Here is a 22750-nt window from a genome sequence, read left to right as displayed (position 1 = left end):
GATGGACAGCGCCAACGCCAGCTCTTCCGGCCCCGCCGAAGCAGCCCAGCCGGCCGTCGCTGGGTTGTCCGACCGTGACGGTGCGATCCTCGGATTCGAGCGGCACTGGTGGAAGTACGCCGGCGCCAAGGAGCAGGCCATCCGGGACCAGTTCCAGATGTCGGCCACCCGGTACTACCAGGTGCTCAACGCCCTGATCGACCGGCCCGAGGCCCTCGCCCACGACCCGCTCCTGGTCAAGCGCCTGCGCCGATTGCGCGCCGCCCGCCAGCGCGCCCGATCCGCCCGCCGCTTGGGTATCGAGGTCTGAGTTTTGACTAGCGGCCCGCGCCAACGCTCCGCACGCTATCTCCGGCGCCCAGGCGGGCACCTCGCGGCGTTGGAGCAAAGGGCACGATGGAAAAACATCGAGCCCTTCACTCCGCCTTGCGATGCACCCACCCGGACACCGGAGCTAACGCACGGAGCGTCGGCGCGAGCCGCTCGCACCAAGGACGAACGGGGACAGGTCCTCTCGTCCCTCGTCGCCGTGCTCGCCGTCGTCGCAATCGTGGGCGGACTGCTGGTTCTGTTCGGTACGCGGGGTAACGACAGCGTCGCCGACGACAAGCCGGCCGGTCAGACGTCCTCGCCGACGCCCACCGCCAAGCCTTCATCTTCCGGACCTTCCGCTACACCTTCGTCGACCCCTTCGACGGCGCCTACCAAGGAGCCTTCTTCGGTGCCGACCAGTGCGCCGGTGGAGACGCCGTCGGCCGAGCCCAGCACCCCGCCGATCCTGACGCCGGTCGTGCCGCCGTCCAAGCCGACCACGATCCCGCCGTCGCAGCGACCGGCCGTCGAGGTGTTCAACAACACCAGCCGCAAGGGCCTGGCCGAGGACGTCGCGATCCGCGCCCGGCAGGCCGGCTGGGTCGTCGCCGGCCGCGACAACTGGCACGGCAAGATCGTCACCAGCACTGTGTACTACCCGCCGGGCATGCAGGCCGAGGCCACGCAACTCGCCAAGGACATCGGCATCGGCAGCACCAAGACCGCCCTGCCGAACATGAAGAAGGACCGCCTCAGCGTCATCCTCACCACGGACTACGCAGGATGAGTACTCCGGTCCTGCAGACCGCGGCCGGGCGCGAAGGCTGGGAAGCGATCGTCGCGGATCCCGCCGGCGCGGTGATCGCCTCGGACTTCGACGGGGTGCTCTCACCGCTGGTCGAGGATCCGGCGATGTCCCGCCCGGTCGCGGGTGCACTCGATGCCTTGGCGCGACTTGCCCGCTCAGTGGGCCAGGTGGCGATCGTGACCGGCCGCCCCGCGTTGGTGGCGACCGAGTTGTCCGGAGTCACTGGTCACCCGGGGCTCGGGCGGCTCGTAGTACTGGGGCATTACGGGCTTGAGCGGTGGGAGGCGTCTACTGGTGCCGTCACCAGCGACCCGGTCCCTTCTGGCGTCGCGGTGGCTCGTGAGAAGCTCCCGGACCTGCTGCGGGAGGTGGGCCTGCCGGATGCGTTCGTGGAGGACAAGGGCAGCTCCCTGGCCGTCCACACCCGCCGCCTCCCAGAGCCCGAACTTGCCTTGGAAGTACTGCGTACGCCGCTCACCGAGCTCGCCGAGTCGGTGGACCTCCGCCTGGAACCAGGCAACCTGGTCCTGGAGATCCGCCCGCCTGGCATCGACAAGGGTGTCGCCTTGCGCCGGCTCATCGACTCCACCGGAGCTCGCTCCGTCCTCTACGCCGGGGACGACCTGGGTGACCTCGCCGCCTTCCAGGCGTTGGACGAGCTTCGCGGCGACGGGCTGTACGCAGTACTGGTTGCTGCTCGCTCGTCTGGCGCTACTGCCCTGACTGACGCAGCCGACATCGTCGTAGACGACCCGGCCGGCGTAGTAACCGTCCTCACTGCCCTCTCGGACGCGATCGCAACCCGCTGAACACCTGCCTCAAGGGCCGGAGCGGGCGTTCGACGTAGTTGCCGTCCGCAAGGTCGGCCAGGCGCTCGAACGGGTTGCGGGAGGCCGGGCAGCCGGTGCGGAGCCAGGACCAGGCGGCGCCGAGCAGGTAGAGCGGGAGCATCGGCAGGCCGATCAGGAAGAAGTACTGCCACGAATGCCGCTCCTCGTGCTTGACCAGCTTCGGGCGCTGGTCGATGTACGCCCGGTCGTGCTTGGTGAGGACCAGGTTCCCGAGGGTGAAGGCCCCGGCGGCCGGGAAACGCAGCTTGTAATCGGTGGCGTAGAAGAGGCCGCGCGGGCCGCGGCTGAAGCGCGCGCGCCCGATCAGGCCGACGAGCAAGCCCGCCGGCGTGGAGAGATTCAGCGTGTTAACGACAAGCTTCACGGCCTGCCAACCCGACATCGCCATGACTCAGTATCGGCCTGCGGATCCGTGATGTCTCGATGTCTCAATTCTTAGGCCACTCTGGTACGCTTTGTCCTAAGAATTGAGACATAAGGACACCCGATGACGATCTTCAGTACGCCGGAACCGGATCTCGAGGATCTGCGGATCCTGGAGCAGATTCACGCCTTCCGGCTCGAGTTGGCCGACGTCATGCGAGTTCCTCGTCGCTGGGCCGGTGGTCTTCGGCGCAGCATGCTGGCGCGGGCAATCCAGGGATCCAACAGCATCGAGGGATATGAGGTCAGGGTCGACGACGCTGTTGCGGCGCTCGATGACGAAGAGGCTCTGAGCGCCGACGAGCAGACATTCGCGGAGATCAGGGGCTACCGGCAAGCTCTGGGGTATGTCCTGGCGATGGCCGGTGACGCCGATTTCGCGCTCGATGTCGCCGCCGTCCGGGCAATGCACTTCATGATGCTGAGCCACGACCTGTCCAAGAGTCCGGGGAGTTATCGGCAGCGTGAAATCTACGTCCACGACGAGAAGACGGGTGAGAACGTCTACGAAGGACCTCCGGCGGAGGATGTTCCCGGGCTGGTAGAGGAACTGATGACGGACCTGTCCGGCGATGGTCAGGTGGACAACCTGGTTCGGGCGGCGATGGCTCATCTCAACCTGGTGATGATCCATCCCTTCCGTGATGGGAACGGCCGGATGGCGAGGGCGCTGCAGACGTTGGTGCTGTCGAAGTGTGGGATCGGAGAGCCCGCCTTCTCCAGCATCGAGGAGTGGCTGGGAAGCAATACGGAGGACTATTACCGGGTGCTTGCACTGACTGGCGCTGGTAGCTGGCAGCCGACGAGGTCGGCCGACTTATGGGTCAAGTTCAACCTGCGAGCGCACCACATCCAGGCTCAGACCGTCGCCCGGCGCTATCGGGAGGCAGGCCGACTTTGGTCGGCCTTCGATGAGCTGGTGGAGGAATTTCATCTTCCTGAACGGGTGGCCGACGAGCTGTTCGATGCCAGCCTCGGATTCCGGATCCGCCGCTCGACCTATGTTCGCCGAGCCGGGATCGAGCAAAGGACAGCCACTCGGGATCTGGCCAGGCTCACCGAACTCGGGCTTCTGCAGCCTGTCGGGGAGACCAAGGGAAGGCACTACGTGATGGGGCCCGAGCTTGCAGCCCTCCGGAAGAAGGTGCTCGAGGCTCGGACACCGGTGGTCGATCCGTACCCCCGGATGCGCCAGTTGTTGGCTGCTGCTCAGATGCCGCTCGGTTAGTTGTCGGTGGGGTGAGTAACACTTACCGGCGTGAGATCGGTGGTGCGGCGGTGGCGGCCTGGGCGGCCCGTGGATCCGCATACCGTCATTGGTGGGTTGCGGAAGGGACCGGGCGACCCTGCGTACGTGTTCGACGTGGGTCGGCGGACGGTCTGGCGGGCCACCCGGACGCCGGACGGGCCGGTGCTCCTGAGGCTCACCCCGTACTCCGCTGCGGCCGAGGTGGAAGCTGAGGCGTGGGGACCGGGGGCGTCATGGGCGCTGGACGGTGTGCCGGAACTGCTGGGTGAGTCGGACAGCTGGGACGGGTTCGAGCCGCTGGCCGAGCACAGGCCGCTGGTCGATGCCGCGCGGCGGTTTCCGCACTTCCGGGTGCCTCGGACTCGGGCGGTGTTCGAGGCGATGGCTGCTGCCGGGATCGAGCAGGTCGTCACCGGCAAGGAGGCGTTCGCCGGGTGGCGGATGCTGTTGTGGGAGTACGGCGAACTGGCGCCAGGGCCGGGTGCTCCTGACGGGCGGAAGATGATGGTGCCGCCGTCGCCTGAGGAGTGGCGGCTGATTCCGTCCTGGCAGTGGCTGCGGGCTGGTGTCGAAGGGCGCCGGTCGCGGGTGGTGATCACGGCGGCGACGCGGGCCGCTGCGTTGGAGCGGACCCTGCAGTTGACCGACGGCGCGGAGGTCGAGCGGCGGCTGCGGTCGTTGCCGGGGGTCGGGGTGTGGACCGCGGCGGAAGTCCGGCAGCGGGCTCATGGCGACGCGGATGCGTTCTCCTTCGCCGACTATCACGTGTCCCGCAACGTCTCGTACGCGTTGACCGGCGAGGAACTGGACGACGACGGCTGCGCCGAACTCATCGAGCCCTACCGCGGTCATCGCTTCCGGGTTCAGCGCCTGCTGGAGCTGGCGGGCATCGGTCACCCGCGCTACGGCCCCCGCAAATCGCTCCCGACCCACACCCCAGGCGCCACCCACCGCCTCCGCTGACCCGCCACTCCCGGGCCACGCCGGGGCCGGGTTCGGTGGGTGAAGCGGCCGGATGTGGGCACTAGGGTCCCCACCATGCAGATTGACGGGGACGGCCTCTACCTGGTGGCAGGGGTGGCCCTGTTGCTCGGCGCGGTCCTGCCCAGACTGCTGCGGCGGTACGCCATCTCGGCCCCGATCGCGTTCCTCGGTGCCGGCCTGCTGCTCGGTCTCGCGGTCGACCGGAGCCAGTTGAGTCCGATCGCGCAGCCGGACCTCACCGAACGCCTCGCCGAACTGACCATCCTGATCGCCCTGATGGGTGTCGGACTGGCGATCGACCGGCCGATCGGCTGGCGCCGGTGGTCGGTGACGTGGCGGCTGCTGTTCGTCGCGATGCCCGCGGCCGTCTTCGCTGTCGCGGGAGCAGGCTGGCTGCTCGGTCTGGCGCCTGCCACTGCCCTGCTCCTCGGCGCCGTGCTGGCGCCAACCGACCCGGTGCTCGCCTCGGACGTCCAGGTCCAGGGCCCGAGTACCGGTGAGGGCGCCGAACCGGAGGAGGACGACGAGGTCCGCTTCGCGCTCACCTCGGAGGCCGGCCTGAACGACGGGCTCGCCTTTCCCTTCGTCTACGCGGCCATCTTCGCCGCCACCAAGGGCGCGGTCGGGGACTGGGCGCTGGAGTGGTTCGCCTGGGAGCTGATCGGCAAGACGGTGATCGGGGTGGCCGTGGGCGCCGGAGCAGGTTGGCTGCTCGGCAAGATGGCGTTCTCCGCGCCGGTCCCGAGCCTTCGGCTGGCCGACTCCCGGGAACCGGTTCTCGCTCTCGCCATGACCTTGGGTGTCTACGGCCTGGCCGAGGTGCTCCACGGCTACGGCTTCATCGCGGTCTTCGTCGCGGCCCTGTCGCTGCGAGCGGCGGAGCGCGACCACGAGTTCCACGAGGAGCTCCACGGGTTCGTCGAGCAACTCGAGCACATCCTGACCTGGGGAATCCTGCTGCTGCTCGGCGTCGCGATCACCGGTGGCCTGCTCAAGCCGCTGACCCTGGCCGGCGCGGCGATCGGAGTACTGCTGGTCGTGGTGGTTCGGCCGTTGGTCGCGTGGCTCGCGCTGCTGCGGACGCCGATGCGGAGATCCGAGCGGTGGGTGACGGCCGCGTTCGGAGTACGGGGTGTGGGATCGGTCTATTACCTGGCTTATGCCGGGGCGGACTTCAGTACGGACCTGCCCTGGCTGTGGGCGACCGTCGGCTTCACCGTCGTACTGAGCGTGGTCGTTCACGGCGTCGCGGCGACTCCGCTGATGCGGATGCTCGATATCCGCCGGGACCGGTCTTCCTGAGCGCTCCGGCGGGTGGCTCGACGCCGTGCCGGACTGCTCCGGCGGCGTGGATTCCTGCGGCGAACTCCTTCAGCTTCTCGAACATGCCTCCATCGTCCGAGCCTGCGCGCTCGCGCAGAAGTGGCGTGGATGACGACTATCGCTAAGATTTCGACATGCCTCTGAGGACAGTGTCCGTACTGGCGTACGACGGGATGACGGCGTTCGAGGCCGGCATCGTGATCGAGGTGTTCGGCTTCGCCTGGCCCGATATCGACCAGCCCTGGTACGAGTTGAAGGTCTGCACGGAGACGCCCGAGTCGATCCGGGTGCTCGGCGGTGCCACGCTCAGCAGTCCGCACGGGCTCGACGAGTTCGCCGCCGCGGACACTGTGGTCATCCCGAGCGTCGCCGATCCCCGCGGCACGACCTCGCCCGAACTGATCGCGGCCCTGCGGCAAGCGCACCGCCGCGGCGCCAGGATCGTGTCGATCTGCTCGGGAGCCTTCGCACTCGGGGCAGCCGGCCTGCTCGACGGTCGCCGCGCCACCACACATTGGCGGTACGCCGACCTCCTGCGCGAGCGTTATCCCGCCGTCCAGGTGGACCCGGAGCCGCTGTACACCGACGAGGGCGACGTGCTCACCAGTGCGGGATGCGCCGCCGGGCTGGATCTGGCGATGCACCTGGTCCGCAAGGACTTCGGCGCGGCCGTGGCGAACGCGGTCGCCCGGCGACTGGTGATCCAGCCGTACCGGGCGGGTGGCCAGGCGCAGTACATCGAGTCTCCGATTCCGCCCGAGCCGGACGACGCGCCCGTTGCCCGGAGTCTCGGCTGGGCGCTGGAGCACTTGGCCGAGCCGATCGGCGTACCGGATCTGGCTCGGGAGGCGGGGTTGTCGCCGCGGACGTACCTGCGGCACTTCAGCCGCGCGACCGGGACGACGCCCGCCAAATGGCTGATCGCGCAGCGGGTGCAGGCGGCGCTGACGATGCTGGAGACGGGGGACGCGCCGGTCGAGGAGATCGCGCTGGCGGCGGGGTTCGCCACCCCGGTGACGATGCGGCACCACTTCGGCAGGGCGCTGCGGACGTCGCCGTCGGCGTACCGGCGGACCTTCCGGGAACGCCGGGCGGGCTGAGTCGGTGAGGCCGCCCAGGTGAGATCGGCTGTCTCGGATGTTGGGAACGGAAGACACAATATGGACCCGATTGGGTAATCTCGGCAGTGCTCATCCAGAGGGACTGAGGGAAACGGCCCGTTGAAGTCCCGGCAACCCTCCCCGTTGACGCCTCGATCCGAGGCGCTCGCGGCGGAACGGTGCCAAATCCGTCCCGCGCCGAGATCCGGTCCGGGGAAGATGAGGAGGGAAACTCCGCCATGAGCCTGAGCACCGCGTCCGCCACCCACACCATCCGTGAAGGTGCCTTCGGCAACGGAACGCACCTGAGCTGTCGCGCCTGTGGCGCGAAGACGGAACTCGGCCCGTTCTACGCCTGTATGGAGTGCTTCGGTCCGCTGGAGGTCGGGTACGAGTTCCCGACCATCACGCGAGAGCAGATCGAAGCCGGACCCAAGAACATCTGGCGCTACCAGCCGCTGCTGCCGGTGCCCACCGACGTGGCGAGCTTCCCCAACACCGAACCCGGCTACACCCGGCTGATCGACGCCGGCAACCTGGCCCGCGAGCTCGGCCTGCGCAAGCTCTGGGTGAAGGACGACTCGGGCAACCCGACCCACTCCTTCAAGGACCGCGTGGTCGCGTCCGCCCTGAGCGCCACCCGCGAGCTCGGCATGAAGGTCTTCGCCTGCCCCTCCACCGGCAACCTGGCCAACGCCGTCGCCGCGGCGGCAGCCCGGGCCGGTATCCGCTCGGTCGTCTTCATCCCGAAGGACCTCGAGCGCCCCAAGATCATCACCACCGCCGTGTACGGCGGCACCCTGGTCGCCGTCGACGGCAACTACGACGACGTGAACAAGCTCGCCTCCGAGATCGCGGGCGAGGAGGACGGCTGGGCGTTCGTCAACGTCAACGTCCGCCCGTACTACTCCGAGGGCTCGAAGACGCTCGCCTTCGAGATCGCCGAGCAGCTCGGCTGGCGGATCCCGCAGCAGGTCGTCATCCCGGTCGCCTCCGGCTCGCAGCTGACCAAGATCGACAAGGGCTTCACCGAGCTCGGCAAGCTGGGCCTGGTCGACGCGACCGATTACAAGATCTACGGCGCGCAGGCGACCGGGTGCTCCCCGGTCGCGCAGGCGTTCCGCGACGGCCACGACGTGGTCAAGCCGGTCAAGCCCGACACCATCGCGAAGTCCCTGGCGATCGGCAACCCGGCAGACGGCCCATACGTGCTGGACGTGGCCCGGCGTACCGGCGGGGTGATCGAGGACGTCAGCGACGAAGAGGTCATCGAAGGCATCCAGTTGCTCGCCCGGACCGAGGGCATCTTCACCGAGACCGCGGGCGGGGTGACCATCGCGACGCTGAAGAAGCTGATCGCGACCGGCCAGATCGATCCCGACGCCGAGACGGTGATCATCAACTCCGGCGACGGGCTCAAGACGCTCGACGCCGTGGCCGACCGGGTCGGCCCCAAGGTGACCATCCCAGCGTCGTACGACGCCTTCGTGAAGGCAGGACTGCAGTGAGCGTCAGCGTTCGGGTACCGACCATCCTGCGGCCCTACACCCAGGGCGCGTCCTCGGTCTCGGTCGAGGGTTCCACACTGAGCGAAGTGCTCGACTCCCTCGACACCTCCTACCCCGGCATCAAGGCCCGCGTGCTCGACGACTCCGGCGAACTGCGCCGCTTCGTCAACGTCTACGTCGACAACAACGACGTGCGCTTCGACGACGGCCTGCAGACCGCGATCAAGGACGGCGGCGAGGTCTCCATCATCCCCGCGGTCGCCGGCGGCTGACTCCGTACTGCGGGTTCGGTCTGTCAGATGACGCCGTTCACGCGGTGTTCGTAGGCCCAGATGACGGCTTGGACGCGGTCGCGGAGGGACAGCTTCGCGAGCACCCGGCTGACGTGGGTTTTGACCGTGCCCTCGGCGAGGAACAACGTCCCCGCGATCTCCGCGTTGGATTTGCCTTGGGCAACTAGTACGAGGACCTCCCGTTCGCGTTCGGTCAGCCCTCCGAGCGGATCGCGTTCGGCCGCGCCCTTGACCGGCAGGTCCGGAGCGACATGGTCGAGCAGGCGGCGCGTCGTCGAGGGGGCGATCACGGCGTCGCCACGGTGGACGGTCCGGATCGCGCCGAGCAGTTCGTCGGCCGGGCCGTCCTTCAGCAGGAATCCGGAAGCGCCGGCTCGCAGCGCCGCGAACGCGTACTCGTCCAGGTCGAAGGTGGTCAGCACGATCACCTTCGGCCCTGCGCCCGGGCGGGCGAGCAGGCGGCCGGTGGCTTCCACGCCGTCCATCCGGGGCATCCGCACGTCCATCAGCACCACGTCCGCCGCCGTGACCGCCAGCCGTGACAGCGCCTCGGCACCGTCGGCAGCCTCACCGACCACCTCCAGGTCCGGCTGAGAACCGACCACCATCGTCGTGCCGATCCGAACCAGTTCCTGGTCATCGACCACGAAGACCTTGATCCTGCGCTCCGTCATCACCGCTCCACCGGGATCGTCGCCCGGACCACGAAGCCCCCCGCCGTCCCCGGCCCCGTCGACAACCCACCGCCGATCGCTGCCACTCGCTCCCTCATCCCGATCAGCCCGTGTCCAGCCGTCGTCCCGTCGACACCGTCGCCGTCGTCGACCACCTCGACGAGCAGCGCATCCTGTTGCCAGCTCAGAGTGACCGCCACGGCGGCCTCGCCCGCATGCTTCACCACGTTCGTCAGCGCCTCCTGCACGACCCGGTACGCCGTCAGCTCGGCGGCCGGGCTCAGCCTCCGCGACTCCCCATGCTCGACCACTCGCAGGGCCAGTCCGGCCCTCCGGAGCCGCTCGAGCAGATCCGGCAGATCCGCCAAGCCAGGTTGAGGAAGCTGCTCGGCCGGCCCAGTTCGCAGTACTCCGAGCAGGCCGCGCATGTCGGTCAGGGCCTGACGGCCGGTGTCCTCGATGACCTCGAGGGTCTCGGCGGCACGCTCCGGTGCGTAGCGGCCGCCCTTGGCCTGGTTGACCATCACCGACAACGAGTGCGCGACCACGTCGTGCATCTCCCGCGCGATCCGGGTTCGTTCGCCCTGGGCCGCCAGTTCGGCAGCCTGGCCGGCTCTCTCCTGCAACACCTGGACATACGCGAGCTGAGTCCGTCGGAAGAGTCCCATGCTCCAGGCAGCTGCCACCACGGCCATCAGCAAGGCGAACAGCATCCACGGGTTCGGACCGAGTGACGCGGCTTGGACACTCTCGTCGGTGGCGAACCTCGCCGTCACCGCGCCGGCGCCGACACCACCGGTCACCAGTCCCAGCCACCTGCGCGGGGCGTACGCAGTACAGGCGAAGAGTGACAGTGGGAAGACGAGTACTGACGGCAGGACCAGGAAGAGGCCGGTGACAGCGGCTTCGGCGGCGAAGGCGGCGCAGATGACCAAGTGCGACGTGACTGGCCGCGCCCGGCGAAACGCGAAGGCGACATGCGCCACCAGGGCCGCTGCGATCAGGAGGAACGCTCGGGCACCAGGCACCGACAGTACGGCCACGACGGCGGTCAACACCGCGAGTGGGAGTCCGACCACGAAGGCCAGCAGAGCGTCGGCGCGCATGTCGGCCAGTCTCACAGACGGACGGTTTCCGGAATGATCGACGCTATCGGCCGCGTGGTTCGCTGATAGGCCCAAGTGGCTCCGCCAAGGGTCAAACCGAACACCAGCCAGGACAGGTACACCGCTCCCACGCCCAGCAGGCTCGACGCGTCGTCGAAGTCGACAGGCCCGTCGGTGATACCCAGCGCTTGGCTGGTGATCCCGAAGACCATCAACGCACCCATGTTGATCAGCACCCCCGTGGCGAACCAGGCAGGAATCAGTACCACTACCCTCGGCAGCCGCCGACCCCAGCTCTGGACCAGAGCCAGCGACACTGCGGCGCCGGCGACCAGGCAGAACAACTCCATCACCGGCATGCCCTCGTTGTAGACCGCCGGGCGGGCCAGCGAGCCGCCCAGAGACCAGTAGAGCTTCAGCATGGGATAGGGAAAGCCCGCGGCGAACGCGGCGTACCCGAGCCAACTGCTACCCCAGACGTGGCGCGACTCACCACCTCGCAGTAGCCCTGTCGACAGCACGGCAGCAGCCACCAGGCAGGTCATCCGCCGAGCCGCGCCGGGCCAGTCGACCTCGGCGAAACTCCCGGCAGGTATGCCCGTCACCCAGAAGAACGCGCGGAAGGCGTCGAGGACGACACCACCCGCACCCCAGAGGAACAGCACGGCCGCGACCCATCCGCAGTACCGGCGAGGCAGCAAGGCGATGCCCGCCGCGGCCACCGCGACCCACCAGGGCGCCATCCCTGTGTCGTAATGCACCGACTGCGGCAGGGCCGCACTGGCGATTCCTACCCCACCTGCAATTCCACTCACTATCACCGCGGCTCTGTTCATACCCCGACGATGCTGCAACGCGCACCCTCGTCGCGTCTGTCCGCAGGAACGACCGAATGCGACCCCAGAACTATTGACAGGTCGGTCAGGTGTTGGAGCTTTCTCGATTCTCGACCGGTGTGCGTTTCCGCAGGTACACCTTGTCGTCGCGGATGTTCACCTGTGCGTCGATCATCGGTCGCCCCGTACGGTGTCGGCTTGTTCGGTGTCGATGACCTGGACGCCCTGCCCGAACGCGACCCGGTTCTTGATCTTGCGGGCCAGTGGTGACGGATGCGGGTAGTACCAGGCCGCGTCGGGGTTGGTCGCCTCGTCGACGGTGATCGAGTAGTGCGAGGCCAGGCCCTTCCACGGGCACAGCGTCTTGGTCGAGCTCGGGGAGAAGTGTTCGCGCCGCAGCGATTCGGCCGGGAAGTAGTGGTTGTCCTCGACGACGATCGTGTCATCGCTCTCGGCCAGGACGGCATCGTTCCAAACAGCTCGCACGGTCATCGAACTCGAGTTTCCCTTCCGGCGGGGACCGAACACCTTCAGCTTGACGGCGCTGAGCCTGCGCCGCTACCCGGATCGGTGATCAGGGTCGATGCAGGACCTTCGGTCAGGTGTTGGAACTGGCTTCTCGGGCTGCCTTCTCGATCCTCGAGCGGTGTGCGTCCCAGTCGGTGTCGTCGTGGTCTGACGTCGTGGCCGGACCGGCTCCGGTCGCGCCGTCCAGCTGCTCGCGGAGGATGTCGGCGTGGCCGGCGTGGCGGTTGGTCTCGGTGAGGACGTGGACCATCACGTTGAACAGCTTCACGTTGGGCCGCGGCCACCATGGGACGAAGCCGGGGGCGTCGATCGGCAGCGCTTCGATGGTGTCGTCAGAGTGGCGCCAGGCGCGCTTGTACCCGTCGATGATGTCGGCGTGTGATTCCTGCTCGGTGACCCAGAGGTGGTCGTGGTTCGCGTAGTCGGGGTCGTCGAACCGGGGCAACGGCTCGGGGAACGGCCGACCGAAGATCTCGCCGAAGTACCGCGCTTCCGACAAGGTCAGGTGCTTGACCAGGCCGAGCAGATTGGTGCCGGTCTTGGTGAGCGGACGCCGTACGTCGTACTCGGAGAGTCCCTCCAACTTGAACAGGAGCGACTGGCGTACGGAGCGCAGGTTGTCGTGCAGGTACTCCTTGGCAAAGTTGTCGATCACGTGGACCAGCGTGGCAGAGCATGAGTGCTCAAGCTTTGGCGGGATCGCCGGCCGCGCCAGGCAACACCCCGGGGGGCGCCTTACTACCCGTGCTCGGGGAGGATGGCGGGATGCGGGCTGTTGTGGTGGAGGAGTTCGGGGTACTGCCTAGGGTTCAGCAGGTGGGGGAGCCGGTGGTGGGTGCTGGCGGGGTGGTGGTGAAGGTTGAGGCCACTGGGTTGTGTCGTAGTGATTGGCATGGGTGGCAGGGGCATGACTCGGACATCGTGTTGCCGCATGTGCCGGGGCATGAGCTGGCGGGGACGATCGCGGCCGTTGGTGAAGGGGTACGGGGGTGGGCCGTCGGGGATCGGGTGACTACGCCGTTCATCTGTGCCTGTGGGGTTTGTGAGCAGTGCGTGGAGGGGAATCACCAGGTTTGCCCTCATCAGTTGCAGCCGGGGTTCAACTACTGGGGGTCGTTCGCGGAGTACGTCGCTTTGCCGTTTGCCGAGGTGAACTTGGTTCGGTTGCCGGAGGGGTTGGACTTCGATACGGCGGCGGGGCTCGGATGTCGGTTCGCTACCTCGTTTCGGGCGATTCACCAGGTTGGCCGGGTCGAGGCCGGCGAGAACGTGGTGGTCTTTGGGTGCGGTGGGGTGGGGTTGTCCGCAGTGATGATCGCGGCGGCGCTCGGAGCTCGGGTGATCGCGGTGGATACCAACCCGGCTGCGTTGGAATTGGCTCGCTCGTATGGGGCGGCGGACGTTGTACACGCGGGTCCTGAGGCGGTGCGGGAGATCCTGGAGCTGACCGGTGGTGGGGCTCGGGTGACGATGGATGCGCTTGGGTCCAACGAGATCGTGCAGGACGCGTTGCGGGCCTTAAGGCCTCGGGGGCGGCATCTGCAGGTGGGGTTGCTGCCGGCGGGGGTGCAGCTGGATGTTAGTCGGTTGATCGGGCAGGAGTTGGAGTGGCTCGGCAGCCATGGGATGGCGGCGCACAGCTATCCGGAGATGCTTGATTTGGTTGCTTCGGGCAACCTCAGGCCGCAGGAGTTGATCACTCGTACGATCGGGCTCGACGAGGTGCCGGGCGCGTTGGATGCGATGACTGCCGGGACCCCGGCCGGCGTGACGGTGATCAGGCCGCAGGGGATCACGGCCTGATCAGGTAAGCGGAATCAGAGCCTGATCAGGTAGATCGTCGGCGGGCGGCCGGTGCGGCCGTGTTGTTGGCTGCCGATCGGGTCGGCCAGGCCGGCGCGTTCCAGGCGTTTGAGGACGCGGCGGGCGGTGCGGAGCTGTACGGCGAGGTGCTCGGCGACGTCCTGGGTGGTGAGGCCGTCGGGGAGGGACGCGCCTAGTTCGCGCATCCGGGAGAGGGTTTGGGTGTTGAGGCCGACCCGGCGAGCCAGTAGGGGCAGGCTTTCCGGGCCGCGTTCGGTCGCGGGCTGGGCCTGTTCGCTGGAGGGCTCGATGACGATCTCGACGTCGTCCGACATCGACACCACCCCGGCGACCGTGCCGATCGACGCGGCTCGGCTGACGGCGCGGCGAGCGAGCGCCTCGGCCTCGGCCGCAGTACGGCCTACTCCGAAGCCGACGCGGGCGGTGGCGTGACGCGCGGCCAGGTGGTCGAGCAGCGGCATCCGGGTGAATTGCTCAGTCGCCTGCTCGAGCAGGCCGCGCGTGGTCACGACCAGGTTCCGGCCGTCGGGCAGCGCCGCGAGGCTGCCGCCCAGGGTGATCAGGTCGCCGGCGAGCGCGTCGTCCGGCTCGGGCAGTTCGATGATGCCGAGGGCGACCTGAGCGTCGCCCACGTGCTGGCCGGTCGTGGTCAGGACGAGCGCCTGCAGGGTGGACTGGATCGAGTACCGCGAGGGCGCGAGCCGTACGGACGGCATCTCGTTCTCCAGTAGGTGGAAGGCCGAGCCGAGGCAGCTGATCGCGATCTTCGTGTCGTGCCGCTCCCGGGCGGTGCGGTGGAAGGCGACGATGTCGTCGGAGGTCAGCCCGGCGCGGTAGGGCAGTACGTGGATCTGGTCGGTCGGCAGCTTCGCCTCGATCAGGGTCTCCAGTACTTCGGTCCGCCGCAGCGTGTCGATCGAGAGCCGGGTGACGTCGTGGCCGAGCCGGAGCAGTTCGACCAGTGCCCGCAGCAGGGTGGCGCCGTCGTACGAGACGTACATCGACGGGCGGTCGATCACGCCGGCGGCGGTGGCGATCGTGTACGGGACGACGCCGGTGAACAGGATCGCGTCGACCTTCTCCTGGACCTGCTCGACCAGCGCGACGGTCTCGCTCTCGTGCCGGTAGGGCAGCGGCAGCAGGGTGGCCGCGCCGGCCGTCCCGACCGCCAGCACGCGCTGGACCAGGTCCTCCGGGCCGATGATCCCGACGGTGATCACGTGGTGCACTCCTTGCCGGTTCGCCCCAGGGTGACCGGAACTTCTGGCCCGGCCCTCAAATCGGAGAATAGCGCACGGCTTGCCCGTTCTTGCGCTGCGCTTGACGACACTTGACCTCATCTTTAGCGTTTCGGTCAAGACCTAAATTGTCGAGGGTTGGAGACGCTCATGTCCGGAACGGCCCGCCGTCCACTGCCCGGCGTCCTCGAGCCGGCCGGACGCACACTCGGTACCGAGGAACGCGAGGCCGTACTGCGGGTGCTCGACTCCGCCGTGCTCTGCAGCACCTTCGGCGGCGAGGCGCGAGCGCTGGAATCGGAGATGGCCGCGATCTACGGCCGGGAGGAGGCGGTCGCCTGTAGTTCGGGGACGGCCGCGTTGCATCTGGCGGTGGCGGCGATTCGGTTCGACCCGGGCGACGAGGTGATCACCACGCCGATCTCGGACTTCGGCACGGTCGCGCCGATCCTCGCGCAGAACGGCGTACCGGTGTTCGCCGACGTGGATCCCGGCACCGGCAATCTCGATCCGGTCGCGGTGGAGGCGGCGATCACGCCGCGGACCAAAGCGATCATCGCGGTCCACCTGTTCGGGGCGCCGGCCGACATCGTGGCGTTGCGGGGGATCGCGGACCGGTACGGGTTGATGCTGATCGAGGACTGTGCGCAGGCGTGGCTCGGGACGGCGGCCGATGGTTCGCTGCTCGGCACCTTCGGGGACATCGCGTGCTTCAGTCTGCAGCAGTACAAGCACATCACCGCGGGGGATGGTGGGCTCGCGATCACCGATAGTCCGGAGCTTGCTGCCCGGATGCGGCTGTTCATGGACAAGGGGTGGGATCGGGAGCACGGGCGGGTGCATCTCGTGTTCGGGCTGAACTACCGGATGACGGAACTGGTCGCGGCCGTCGCTCGGTGTCAGTTGGCGAAGGTCGGCGGGGTGGTCGAGCGGCGGCGGGCTCGTGCCGAGCAGTTGGTCGATGCGCTTGGCGGGCTCGAGGGATTGGGGCTGCCGGCGGTGGCTGGGCATGCGTGGTGGTTGTTCCCGTTGATCGTGCCGGGCGAGAACCGGCGGTGGGCTGCGGAGTTGGCTGCGGAGGGGGTTCCTGCCTCGGCCGGGTATCTGGATCGGCCGCTGTACGCCAATCCGGTGTTCACCGAGACGCCGATCTACGGGAGTTCGCGGTATCCGCTGGATCGGGACTACAACGTCGAGTTGTGCCCGAACGCGGAGCGGCTGATCGAGCGGACCCTTTTGGTGTTGCCCTGGAACGAGGCCTACACGAAGGTGGACGTAGACGACATCGCCAACGCCCTCCGGAAGGTGCATGCGGGTGCCTGACTGGCTGACCAGAACACCGGAAGAACAGATCGAGTACGACGTCGACGTCCTGTTCGGTCCTTGGCCGTCGCATCCGGAGGACACGGACCTGGATGCCGTACGCAACCACCTGACCAGCTCGGGCATCCAGCGCGCGCTGGCGATCTCCACCCGAGGCGCCCTCTTCGACGCCACCACAGGCAACGCGGAGACTCTGGCCGTTTCCTCTGCGGAACTGATTCCGGTGGGGACTGTGGATCTGCGGGATGCGGTCGGAGTAGGCGACCGGTTGGACTGGCTGACGGCGCAGGGGGTGCGGTGTTTGCGGCTGTTTACGGGGGTGCAAGGGGTGGTGGGGAGTACGCCGGCTTATGAGCATGTGGTGGGGGAAGCGGTCCGGCGGGAGATGGTGATTCTGCAGGACGGGGATCCGCGGAAGTTCGGGCCGGTGCTGGCCGGGCGGGGAGCCGACGTGGTCTTTCTGGATCTGCATGTGTATCTGCTGACGGACTTCTTGCTGATGGCCAGAGATGAGGCGGGGTTTCGGGCGACGACGCGGATGTTGTCGAGTCCGGACGGGATCGAGCGGGTGGTGGAGACGGTCGGGGCGCGGCATCTGGTGTTCGGGTCGCGGACGCCGTTCATGGATGTCTCGCCGCAGACGCTCAGGCTGCGGTACGCCGGTATCAGCGCCGAGGACCGTGCCTTGATTGCCGGGGGCAACATGAAGGAGTTGCTGGGCTGATGCGGATCATCGACGTGCACGGCCACTGGGGACCCTGGCCGTTCCATCTCGACGTGGGTGACGTCAGCCTCAACGTCGAGCTGATGGACCGGTACGGCATCGACCTGCAGATCGTCTCCGCCGCCGAGGCGGTCGTGTACGACGCTGTCGCCGGCAACGCGGCGCTGGCGGAGGTGCTCACCAACCAACCCAGGCTCTACGGCTACGCGGTGGTCAACCCCAACCGTCTCGAGCGCAGCGCCGAGGATCTCCGCGACTGCCTGAGCACCGGCCGGTTCCTCGGCGCGAAGATCCACACCACCTATCCCGGCGTCTCGATCGGCGATCCCCTGATGGCGGAAACGTTCGACATGCTCGACGAGATCGGTGTGCCGTTGCTCCTGCACACCTGGGGCAAGGACGTCTCCCTGCTCCCGAAGTTGCTGGCGGACAGGATCAACCTCAAGGTGATCGTGGGACATGCCGGCGGAGACGCCTGGCGCGAGGCAGCCCGAGCCGCCGTGGAATGCGACCGGCTCTACCTCGAGCACTGCCGCACGGTGACGGACGCCGGCCGGATCCCCTTCGCCCGGGCGGCCGGAGTACCGATCGGGCAGTTCTTGTTCGGGACCGACTCGACTCTGATCGACCCATGCGTGTCACTCGGCGTCATCCGCGACGCGGGCTTCACCCCGGACGAGTTGGAGTTGGTGCTGTCCAAGAACGCTGAGGCTCTCTTCAGAGACCTTCCAAGCAGCGAATGACGGTGTCGCGTTCCGCCGCGGGCAGCGACGGCCCGTACGGATCGTGGGCGGCGTCCTCGGGCAGCAAACCCTCCCAGACCGCGGCCCACAGCATCCGCTGCACGTAGCCCTCGATCGGATCGTAGAAGGTCGCCGCGGCGAAGCGATCCAGCCGCTCCGACGCCGCCACGAAGCCGTGGTGATCGCCCGCCGTCCAAGCCCGCAGTACTGCGGCCGACAGCTCCACCTGAGCGGCCGCGATCCCCACCAGCGCGGTATCCGCACCCCACATCATCGACGGCCCGAACATCCGGTCCTCGCCCGTGATCGACAACTTTCCCGTACTCCGGCCGGCCCAGATCGCGTCCTGGCAGCCGATCGCCTGATGCAGCGTCGCGGTTTTGATCCCCAGCATCTCGGGCAGTTCCAGCAGGTCCCGGATCAGCACCGGCGGATACGGATAACCCCCAGCCTCCCCGTGCAGGTAGAAGCCGACCAGCGGAAGCCCACACGCGGCCGCAACCCGCTCATGCAGGCGTACGGCGGCATCATGTCCGTCAGGCTGAGAACCCAGCGCAGCAAGGGGATAGACCATCACCGCGTCAGCCTCGTGACTAGCAGCGCTCACCGCCATCGCCACCGTCGCGTCTGCCGCCTCCTGAAGGTTGTCGACCGACAGAGCACGCGGTACTCCGACCCCGGCCACGATTGGCGCACTAGTGGCCTGCCGCCAGGTACTGAGCACCTTCGACCGATCCGACTCGCTCAGGTAGAGCCCCCGGCCGGTGTGTGCCCACACGGCGAGTCCACCGATCGGCCCAGCCGCGATCGCCTCGGCGTACGAGGTCAGGGCGTCGTAGGCCACCACACCCGAGCCGTCCATCGGGGTGACGACAGCGGGCAGCAGGGTGCCGCGGAGTTGGTCTACCAGCGCGTGCATGCGATCTCCCCTCTCAGACGTCGTGGCCGAGGCCAGGCCGAGTCGGTACGTCGACCCAACCGTTGGCCTCGCCGAAGACGCTGGGCGCCAGTGGTTCCTCAGTGACCAGCATCGGCCCGACCAGGTCCGCCGGGACCGTGGCGCCCGGCACTGCAGCCGCTAGGTGGACTGCTGCGAGCGTAGCGACGCCTAGCTCTGGCATGGACCCGATCTTCACTGCCAGGCCGGCCGCCTCGGCGACGTTGGCGATCTGCAGCGCCCGGTGGAGTCCACCGACCTTGAGGATCTTGATGTTCAGTACGTCGGCCGCACCCCGCCGGACGATCTCCAGAGCGTCCTGCAGCGAGTGCATGCTCTCGTCGACCATCAGCCGTACGTCGAGCCGCTCCCGGAGTCTGACGAGCCCCGCGAGGTCCCAGCGCGGCAGGGGCTGCTCCAGGAGCGACAACCCCGCCTCGGTCATCTTGGTGAGCATCGGTAGTGCCGTTGTCGCGTCGTACCCCTCGTTGGCGTCCAGGCAGATCTCCGCATCTGCCGGGAGGGCAGCACGAACCGCCCGGACCAATTCAAGGTCCTGCGCGGGGTCCTTGCCCCCCTTGACCTTGAGATGCCGGAAGCCGCGATCGGCGTACTCCGCTGCTTCGGCCGCCATCTCGTCCAGTGTGCCGAGCCCGACCACCCAGGCGGTCTGGACCCGGTCGCGGACCTTGCCGCCCAGCAGGGTGTGGACCGGCCAGCCGCTGAGCCGCCCGGCCAGGTCGTAGAGGGCGATGTCCAGTCCGGCCTTCGCCACGTGCTGCCCACGCAGTACGGCGTCCATCTGCAGGTGGGCACCGGCGCGGTCGAGGGGGTCGTGGCCGATCAGGGCGGGCGCGAGGTGCTCCTCGATGGCGGCGGTCACGCCGGCCAGCGTCTCGCCGGTGTAGGCGGTCATCGGCGAGGTCTCGCCGACGCCGACGGTGCCGTCGGCGGTCTCGATCTCGACCACCAGGCTGACCAGGTCGGTGCTGATCCCGCTGCTGATCTTGAACGGCCGCCGGTACCGCGCGCTCACCACCCGGGTACGGATCGCGGTGATCGGCGCGGTGGCAGGGTTGGTCGCGGCCTCGGCGGTGGGAACGGGCTCGGTAACGCGGGCGACACTCAAGATTCTGGCTCCTAGGGGTCGCAATGCGCGAACAAACCATTTACGGTCAAGACCGTAAGTAGCGCGGTCGGTCGATGTCAATGGAAGGCGGCACCCCTGATGCGGTTGGGCCTGTATCTCAATCTGTACGACTCCCCGGAGGGCTCCGGGGCGGGTCGGTCGCTGATGTCCGACGCGGTCGAGCAGGCGAGGCTGGCCGAGCAGGTCGGCTTCGAGTGGATCGTGCTCGGCGAGCGCCACCTGCACCGGCCGGGGTACCACGAGATCCTGACCTCGCTGACCTGGCTGGCGGCCCACACCGACCGGATCGGGATCGCCACGGCCGGTATCGTCGCGCCGCTCTACCAACCCGTCGTGCTGGCCGAGACACTCGCGCACCTCGACGTACTGTCCGGGGGCCGGCTGACGGCCGGGTTCGTGCTCGGTTACCGCCCCGAGGAGTTCGCCCTGTACGGCGTGACGCAGGCAGAGCGGGTGGCACGGTTCGAGGAGTGCCTCACCATCCTCACCCGGCTGTGGACCGAGGACGAGGTCAGCCACGACGGCAAGTTCACCTCGATCCATGAGGCGTTCCTGTCACCCCGGCCGCTGCAGAACCCCCGGCCCAGGTTGTGGAACGGCGGCCGGGTGTCCGCGATGCTCGAGCGGACCGCCCGGATGTGCGACGGCTGGACCACCTCGTTCAACGAACTCGACGCGGACCTGCCGGCCAAGATTGCGGAGTACCGGTCCTATCCGCGCGGCGAGGGCACGCTCGGTGCCGAGGTGATCCTGTGCCGGGAGGGCTTCTGCGCGCCGACCTCGCAAGCGGCACGCCAGTCGCTGGAGGCCCCGCTGCGCGATCTGTACGACGCCTACACCGGCTGGAAGCGCACCTCCGCGGACGCCTCCCGCTACACCCAGGGTTGGGACGACATCGCCGCGCGCAGCGTGATCGGCTCACCCGCCGAGTGCGCCGAACGCCTGCAGCACTACGAGGAACTAGGTGCCGACGGCATCATCCTGCGGATCCAGCCGCCGGGGATGCCGCAGGCCGACGTACTGAAGTCCATCGAGGCGTTCGGCGAGATCATCAGGCCTTGAGGCCCGTCATCGCGATGCTGTCGGTCAGGTAGCGCTGGAGCAGGCCGAAGACGAGCAGGCTGGGGAGGACGGTGATGGTCGCGCCGGCCATCACCTGGTTGATCGGCACTGCCTCGGTCTGCAGGGTCGCCAGGCCGACCGTCAGCGTGAGCATGTCGCCGGACTGCCCGATCACCAGTGGCCACAAAAAGTCGTTCCAGTGCCAGAGGAAGACGAAGATGCCGAGCGTGGCGAGCACCGGCCGGATCAGCGGCAGCACGATCCCGGTGAAGATCCGCCACTCCGAGGCGCCGTCGATCTGAGCCGACTCGAACAGCTCGTCCGGCAACTGCCCGATGAACTGGCGCATCAGGAACACCGCCTGCGAGTTGGCCAGCGTCGGCACGATCAGGCCCCAGTAGCTGTCCACCCAGTCCAGCTTCGCGACCAGGATGTACGACGGGATCAGCGTCGCCTGGAACGGCACCATCAGGGTCGCCAGGAACGCCCAGAACATCAGCTCCCGGCCGGGGAACCGCTTCTTCGCGAACGCGTAACCGGCCATCGCCGCGAACAGCAGGATGAAGAACACCGAGACCAGTGAGTAGATCAGCGAGTTCACCGTCCAGCGCGGGATCTCGGAACTGGACAGCACGGTCGAGAAGTTCTCCCACGTCATCCGGGCCGGATTCAGCGCGTCGGGGAAGGTACGGCCGCTGGGCGGCGCGAAGGCGACCAGCACCATCGCGACGAACGGCGCGACGGTCACGATCGCGGTCAGGGCGAGCAGAGTCGGCAAGGTCAGCCGGGCAACGGGTCGTTCCTTGCGCCGCGGCTGCTCGACGGGCTGTAGCACGGGCCGGTCCAAGAGGTTCACCATCAGTCGTCTCTTCCCACGAGGCGGCGCTGGACCAGGGAGACGACCAGCACGATGGCGAACAGCACCAGGCCGATCGCGCTCGCGTAGCCGAAGTCGAAGTACTTGAAGCCGGAGTCGTACAGCAGGTAGACGAGCGAGTAGCTGGATCGGACCGGTCCGCCGCCGGTCATCACATACATCGCGTCGAAGACCTGGAACGCGCCGATGGTCTCGATCACCAGCACGAAGAAGAGCACCGGCCGCAGTTGCGGCAGCGTCACGTAGCGGAACCGCTGCCAACTACCGGCGCCGTCGATCATCGCGGCCTCGAGGTAGGAGCGGGGGACTGACTGGAGCCCGGCCAGCAGAATCAGCATCGAGTAGCCGAAGCCCTTCCAGGCAGACGTCACCGCGATCGAGGGCAGTACCAGTTCGGCGCGGCCGAGGAAGTCGACCGGGCCCAGGGAGGCCAGGCCGAGGATGCCGTTGAGCAGGCCGCTCTCGGCGTCGTAGATCCACTTCCAGATCACCGCGGCCAGCACGATGCTGGTCACGTAGGGGAGGAAGAAGACACCCCTGAAGAAGCCGCGCCGCCAGACCACCTGGTGCAGGAGCATCGCGGTACCCAGGGAGAGCAGCACGGTCAGCGGCACGAAGACCGCTGTGTAGGTGAGCGTGACGACGAGGCTCTCGTGGAACATCGAGTCGCGCAGCAGGCGGGTGTAGTTGTCCAGCGAGATGAACGACCACTGCCCGCTGAGCCGGTAGTCGGTCAGCGAGAGCAACACTGCGCCAACCACCGGCACGAAGCGGAACACGATGAACAGCACCAGCATCGGAGCCACGAACAACAACCCGGCCCGCGACCGCCCCGAGAACCAGCGGCGCTCCGCCGGTACGGCCGGCCGTCGGGGGG

At 67.9% G+C, this 22750-nt stretch carries 25 protein-coding genes and 1 riboswitch; of the genes, 14 read left to right on the top strand and 11 right to left on the bottom strand.

The genetic code is table 11. The annotated features are described in order from the left end of the window. The first annotated feature begins 1 nt into the window (after position 1). The 3 genes from ABD255_RS04850 (at position 2) to otsB (ending at position 1929) form a co-directional block, all read left to right on the top strand. Positions 2 to 310 (top strand): DUF3263 domain-containing protein, encoded by a 309-nt coding sequence (locus ABD255_RS04850; RefSeq protein ID WP_026162776.1) that lies wholly within the window; start codon positions 2 to 4, stop codon positions 308 to 310. A gap of 411 nt (positions 311 to 721) precedes the next feature. Further along, positions 722 to 1099: a LytR C-terminal domain-containing protein gene (locus ABD255_RS04845; RefSeq protein WP_344210174.1), complete on the top strand. Its 378-nt coding sequence runs from the start codon at positions 722 to 724 to the stop codon at positions 1097 to 1099. Next, positions 1096 to 1929 (top strand): trehalose-phosphatase, encoded by an 834-nt coding sequence (otsB, locus tag ABD255_RS04840; protein ID WP_344210172.1) that lies wholly within the window; start codon positions 1096 to 1098, stop codon positions 1927 to 1929. Before ABD255_RS04845 ends, otsB begins: the two co-directional genes overlap by 4 nt. On the opposite strand, the gene ABD255_RS04835 is transcribed toward otsB, so the two are convergent. Next, positions 1895 to 2335: a hypothetical protein gene (locus ABD255_RS04835; RefSeq protein ID WP_344210170.1), complete on the bottom strand. Its 441-nt coding sequence runs from the start codon at positions 2333 to 2335 to the stop codon at positions 1895 to 1897. The two genes, otsB and ABD255_RS04835, sit on opposite strands and share 35 nt — an antisense overlap. A gap of 123 nt (positions 2336 to 2458) precedes the next feature. Here ABD255_RS04835 and ABD255_RS04830 point away from each other — a divergent pair, with 123 nt between their 5' ends. From ABD255_RS04830 to ABD255_RS04805, 6 genes are all read left to right on the top strand, one after another. Continuing rightward, entirely contained in the window at positions 2459 to 3622 is a 1164-nt protein-coding gene (locus tag ABD255_RS04830) for a Fic family protein (RefSeq protein ID WP_344210168.1), read from the top strand. 126 nt (positions 3623 to 3748) lie between these two features. Continuing rightward, the gene (locus ABD255_RS04825; protein WP_344210166.1) at positions 3749 to 4606 is read left to right on the top strand and encodes a DNA-3-methyladenine glycosylase family protein; all 858 of its coding nucleotides are present in this window, start codon (positions 3749 to 3751) and stop codon (positions 4604 to 4606) included. A 75-nt stretch (positions 4607 to 4681) separates the two neighbouring features. Then, a complete protein-coding gene (locus ABD255_RS04820) occupies positions 4682 to 5929 on the top strand; it encodes a cation:proton antiporter (RefSeq protein ID WP_344210164.1) in 1248 nt (415 codons plus the stop codon). A gap of 155 nt (positions 5930 to 6084) precedes the next feature. Next, positions 6085 to 7050, top strand: coding sequence for a GlxA family transcriptional regulator (locus tag ABD255_RS04815; RefSeq protein WP_344210162.1), 966 nt, complete (start codon positions 6085 to 6087; stop codon positions 7048 to 7050). Positions 7051 to 7137: 87 nt separating this feature from the next. Beyond that, a riboswitch (SAM riboswitch) is annotated at positions 7138 to 7276 on the top strand. 13 nt (positions 7277 to 7289) lie between these two features. Further along, positions 7290 to 8558 carry a threonine synthase gene (gene thrC, locus ABD255_RS04810; RefSeq protein ID WP_344210161.1) on the top strand — a complete coding sequence of 423 codons (1269 nt, stop codon included), beginning with the start codon at positions 7290 to 7292 and terminating at the stop codon, positions 8556 to 8558. After that, positions 8555 to 8830, top strand: a complete 276-nt coding sequence (locus ABD255_RS04805; RefSeq protein WP_344210159.1) for a ubiquitin-like small modifier protein 1 — start codon at positions 8555 to 8557, stop codon at positions 8828 to 8830. Before thrC ends, ABD255_RS04805 begins: the two co-directional genes overlap by 4 nt. Positions 8831 to 8853: 23 nt before the next feature. Here ABD255_RS04805 and ABD255_RS04800 read toward each other — a convergent pair whose 3' ends face one another. The 5 genes from ABD255_RS04800 to ABD255_RS04780 all read right to left on the bottom strand — a co-directional run bounded on the left by ABD255_RS04800 (position 8854) and on the right by ABD255_RS04780 (position 12650). Continuing rightward, positions 8854 to 9525 (bottom strand): response regulator, encoded by a 672-nt coding sequence (locus ABD255_RS04800; RefSeq protein ID WP_344210157.1) that lies wholly within the window; start codon positions 9523 to 9525, stop codon positions 8854 to 8856. Beyond that, positions 9525 to 10646, bottom strand: coding sequence for a sensor histidine kinase (locus ABD255_RS04795; RefSeq protein WP_344210155.1), 1122 nt, complete (start codon positions 10644 to 10646; stop codon positions 9525 to 9527). The genes ABD255_RS04800 and ABD255_RS04795 overlap by 1 nt, the downstream gene beginning before the upstream one ends. Next, a complete protein-coding gene (locus ABD255_RS04790; RefSeq protein ID WP_344210153.1) occupies positions 10643 to 11374 on the bottom strand; it encodes a hypothetical protein in 732 nt (243 codons plus the stop codon). Before ABD255_RS04790 ends, ABD255_RS04795 begins: the two co-directional genes overlap by 4 nt. Before the next feature lie 264 nt (positions 11375 to 11638). Further along, the gene (locus ABD255_RS04785) at positions 11639 to 11959 is read right to left on the bottom strand and encodes a DUF427 domain-containing protein (protein WP_344210151.1); all 321 of its coding nucleotides are present in this window, start codon (positions 11957 to 11959) and stop codon (positions 11639 to 11641) included. A 106-nt stretch (positions 11960 to 12065) separates the two neighbouring features. Then, the gene (locus tag ABD255_RS04780) at positions 12066 to 12650 is read right to left on the bottom strand and encodes a DinB family protein (protein WP_344210149.1); all 585 of its coding nucleotides are present in this window, start codon (positions 12648 to 12650) and stop codon (positions 12066 to 12068) included. A 20-nt stretch (positions 12651 to 12670) separates the two neighbouring features. On the opposite strand from ABD255_RS04780, the gene ABD255_RS04775 reads away from it, so the two are divergent. Beyond that, positions 12671 to 13798 (top strand): zinc-binding dehydrogenase, encoded by a 1128-nt coding sequence (locus ABD255_RS04775; RefSeq protein WP_344210147.1) that lies wholly within the window; start codon positions 12671 to 12673, stop codon positions 13796 to 13798. Positions 13799 to 13812: 14 nt separating this feature from the next. Here ABD255_RS04775 and ABD255_RS04770 read toward each other — a convergent pair whose 3' ends face one another. Continuing rightward, positions 13813 to 15039: a hypothetical protein gene (locus ABD255_RS04770; protein ID WP_344210145.1), complete on the bottom strand. Its 1227-nt coding sequence runs from the start codon at positions 15037 to 15039 to the stop codon at positions 13813 to 13815. Positions 15040 to 15207: 168 nt separating this feature from the next. Between ABD255_RS04770 and ABD255_RS04765 the strand changes: the two genes are divergently transcribed. The 3 genes from ABD255_RS04765 to ABD255_RS04755 are packed head-to-tail and all read left to right on the top strand — an operon-like array spanning position 15208 to position 17847. After that, positions 15208 to 16380: a DegT/DnrJ/EryC1/StrS family aminotransferase gene (locus ABD255_RS04765; protein ID WP_344210143.1), complete on the top strand. Its 1173-nt coding sequence runs from the start codon at positions 15208 to 15210 to the stop codon at positions 16378 to 16380. After that, positions 16373 to 17104: an amidohydrolase family protein gene (locus ABD255_RS04760; protein ID WP_344210141.1), complete on the top strand. Its 732-nt coding sequence runs from the start codon at positions 16373 to 16375 to the stop codon at positions 17102 to 17104. Before ABD255_RS04765 ends, ABD255_RS04760 begins: the two co-directional genes overlap by 8 nt. Continuing rightward, the gene (locus tag ABD255_RS04755) at positions 17104 to 17847 is read left to right on the top strand and encodes an amidohydrolase family protein (RefSeq protein ID WP_344210139.1); all 744 of its coding nucleotides are present in this window, start codon (positions 17104 to 17106) and stop codon (positions 17845 to 17847) included. Before ABD255_RS04760 ends, ABD255_RS04755 begins: the two co-directional genes overlap by 1 nt. Here the strand turns inward: ABD255_RS04755 and ABD255_RS04750 are convergent. Both ABD255_RS04750 and ABD255_RS04745 read right to left on the bottom strand, forming a co-directional pair. Further along, positions 17822 to 18766, bottom strand: coding sequence for a dihydrodipicolinate synthase family protein (locus tag ABD255_RS04750; RefSeq protein WP_344210137.1), 945 nt, complete (start codon positions 18764 to 18766; stop codon positions 17822 to 17824). The two genes, ABD255_RS04755 and ABD255_RS04750, sit on opposite strands and share 26 nt — an antisense overlap. A 13-nt stretch (positions 18767 to 18779) precedes the next feature. After that, positions 18780 to 19913: a mandelate racemase/muconate lactonizing enzyme family protein gene (locus ABD255_RS04745; protein ID WP_344210135.1), complete on the bottom strand. Its 1134-nt coding sequence runs from the start codon at positions 19911 to 19913 to the stop codon at positions 18780 to 18782. A gap of 99 nt (positions 19914 to 20012) precedes the next feature. On the opposite strand from ABD255_RS04745, the gene ABD255_RS04740 reads away from it, so the two are divergent. Continuing rightward, positions 20013 to 20996 carry an LLM class flavin-dependent oxidoreductase gene (locus tag ABD255_RS04740; RefSeq protein WP_344210133.1) on the top strand — a complete coding sequence of 328 codons (984 nt, stop codon included), beginning with the start codon at positions 20013 to 20015 and terminating at the stop codon, positions 20994 to 20996. Here ABD255_RS04740 and ABD255_RS04735 read toward each other — a convergent pair. After that, on the bottom strand, positions 20986 to 21855 hold the full coding sequence (locus tag ABD255_RS04735; protein WP_344210131.1) for a carbohydrate ABC transporter permease: 870 nt from the start codon (positions 21853 to 21855) through the stop codon (positions 20986 to 20988). The genes ABD255_RS04740 and ABD255_RS04735 overlap by 11 nt on opposite strands. After that, positions 21855 to 22750, bottom strand: an 896-nt coding sequence (locus ABD255_RS04730; protein ID WP_344210129.1) for a carbohydrate ABC transporter permease, incomplete at its 5' end; no start/stop codon positions are given. The genes ABD255_RS04735 and ABD255_RS04730, both read right to left, overlap by 1 nt.

It is taken from the genome of Kribbella sancticallisti, assembly GCF_039530625.1.
Lineage (GTDB): Bacteria > Actinomycetota > Actinomycetes > Propionibacteriales > Kribbellaceae > Kribbella > Kribbella sancticallisti.
Note: the sequence above shows the minus strand (reverse complement) of the source record. Positions and strands in the feature narration are given on the sequence as shown.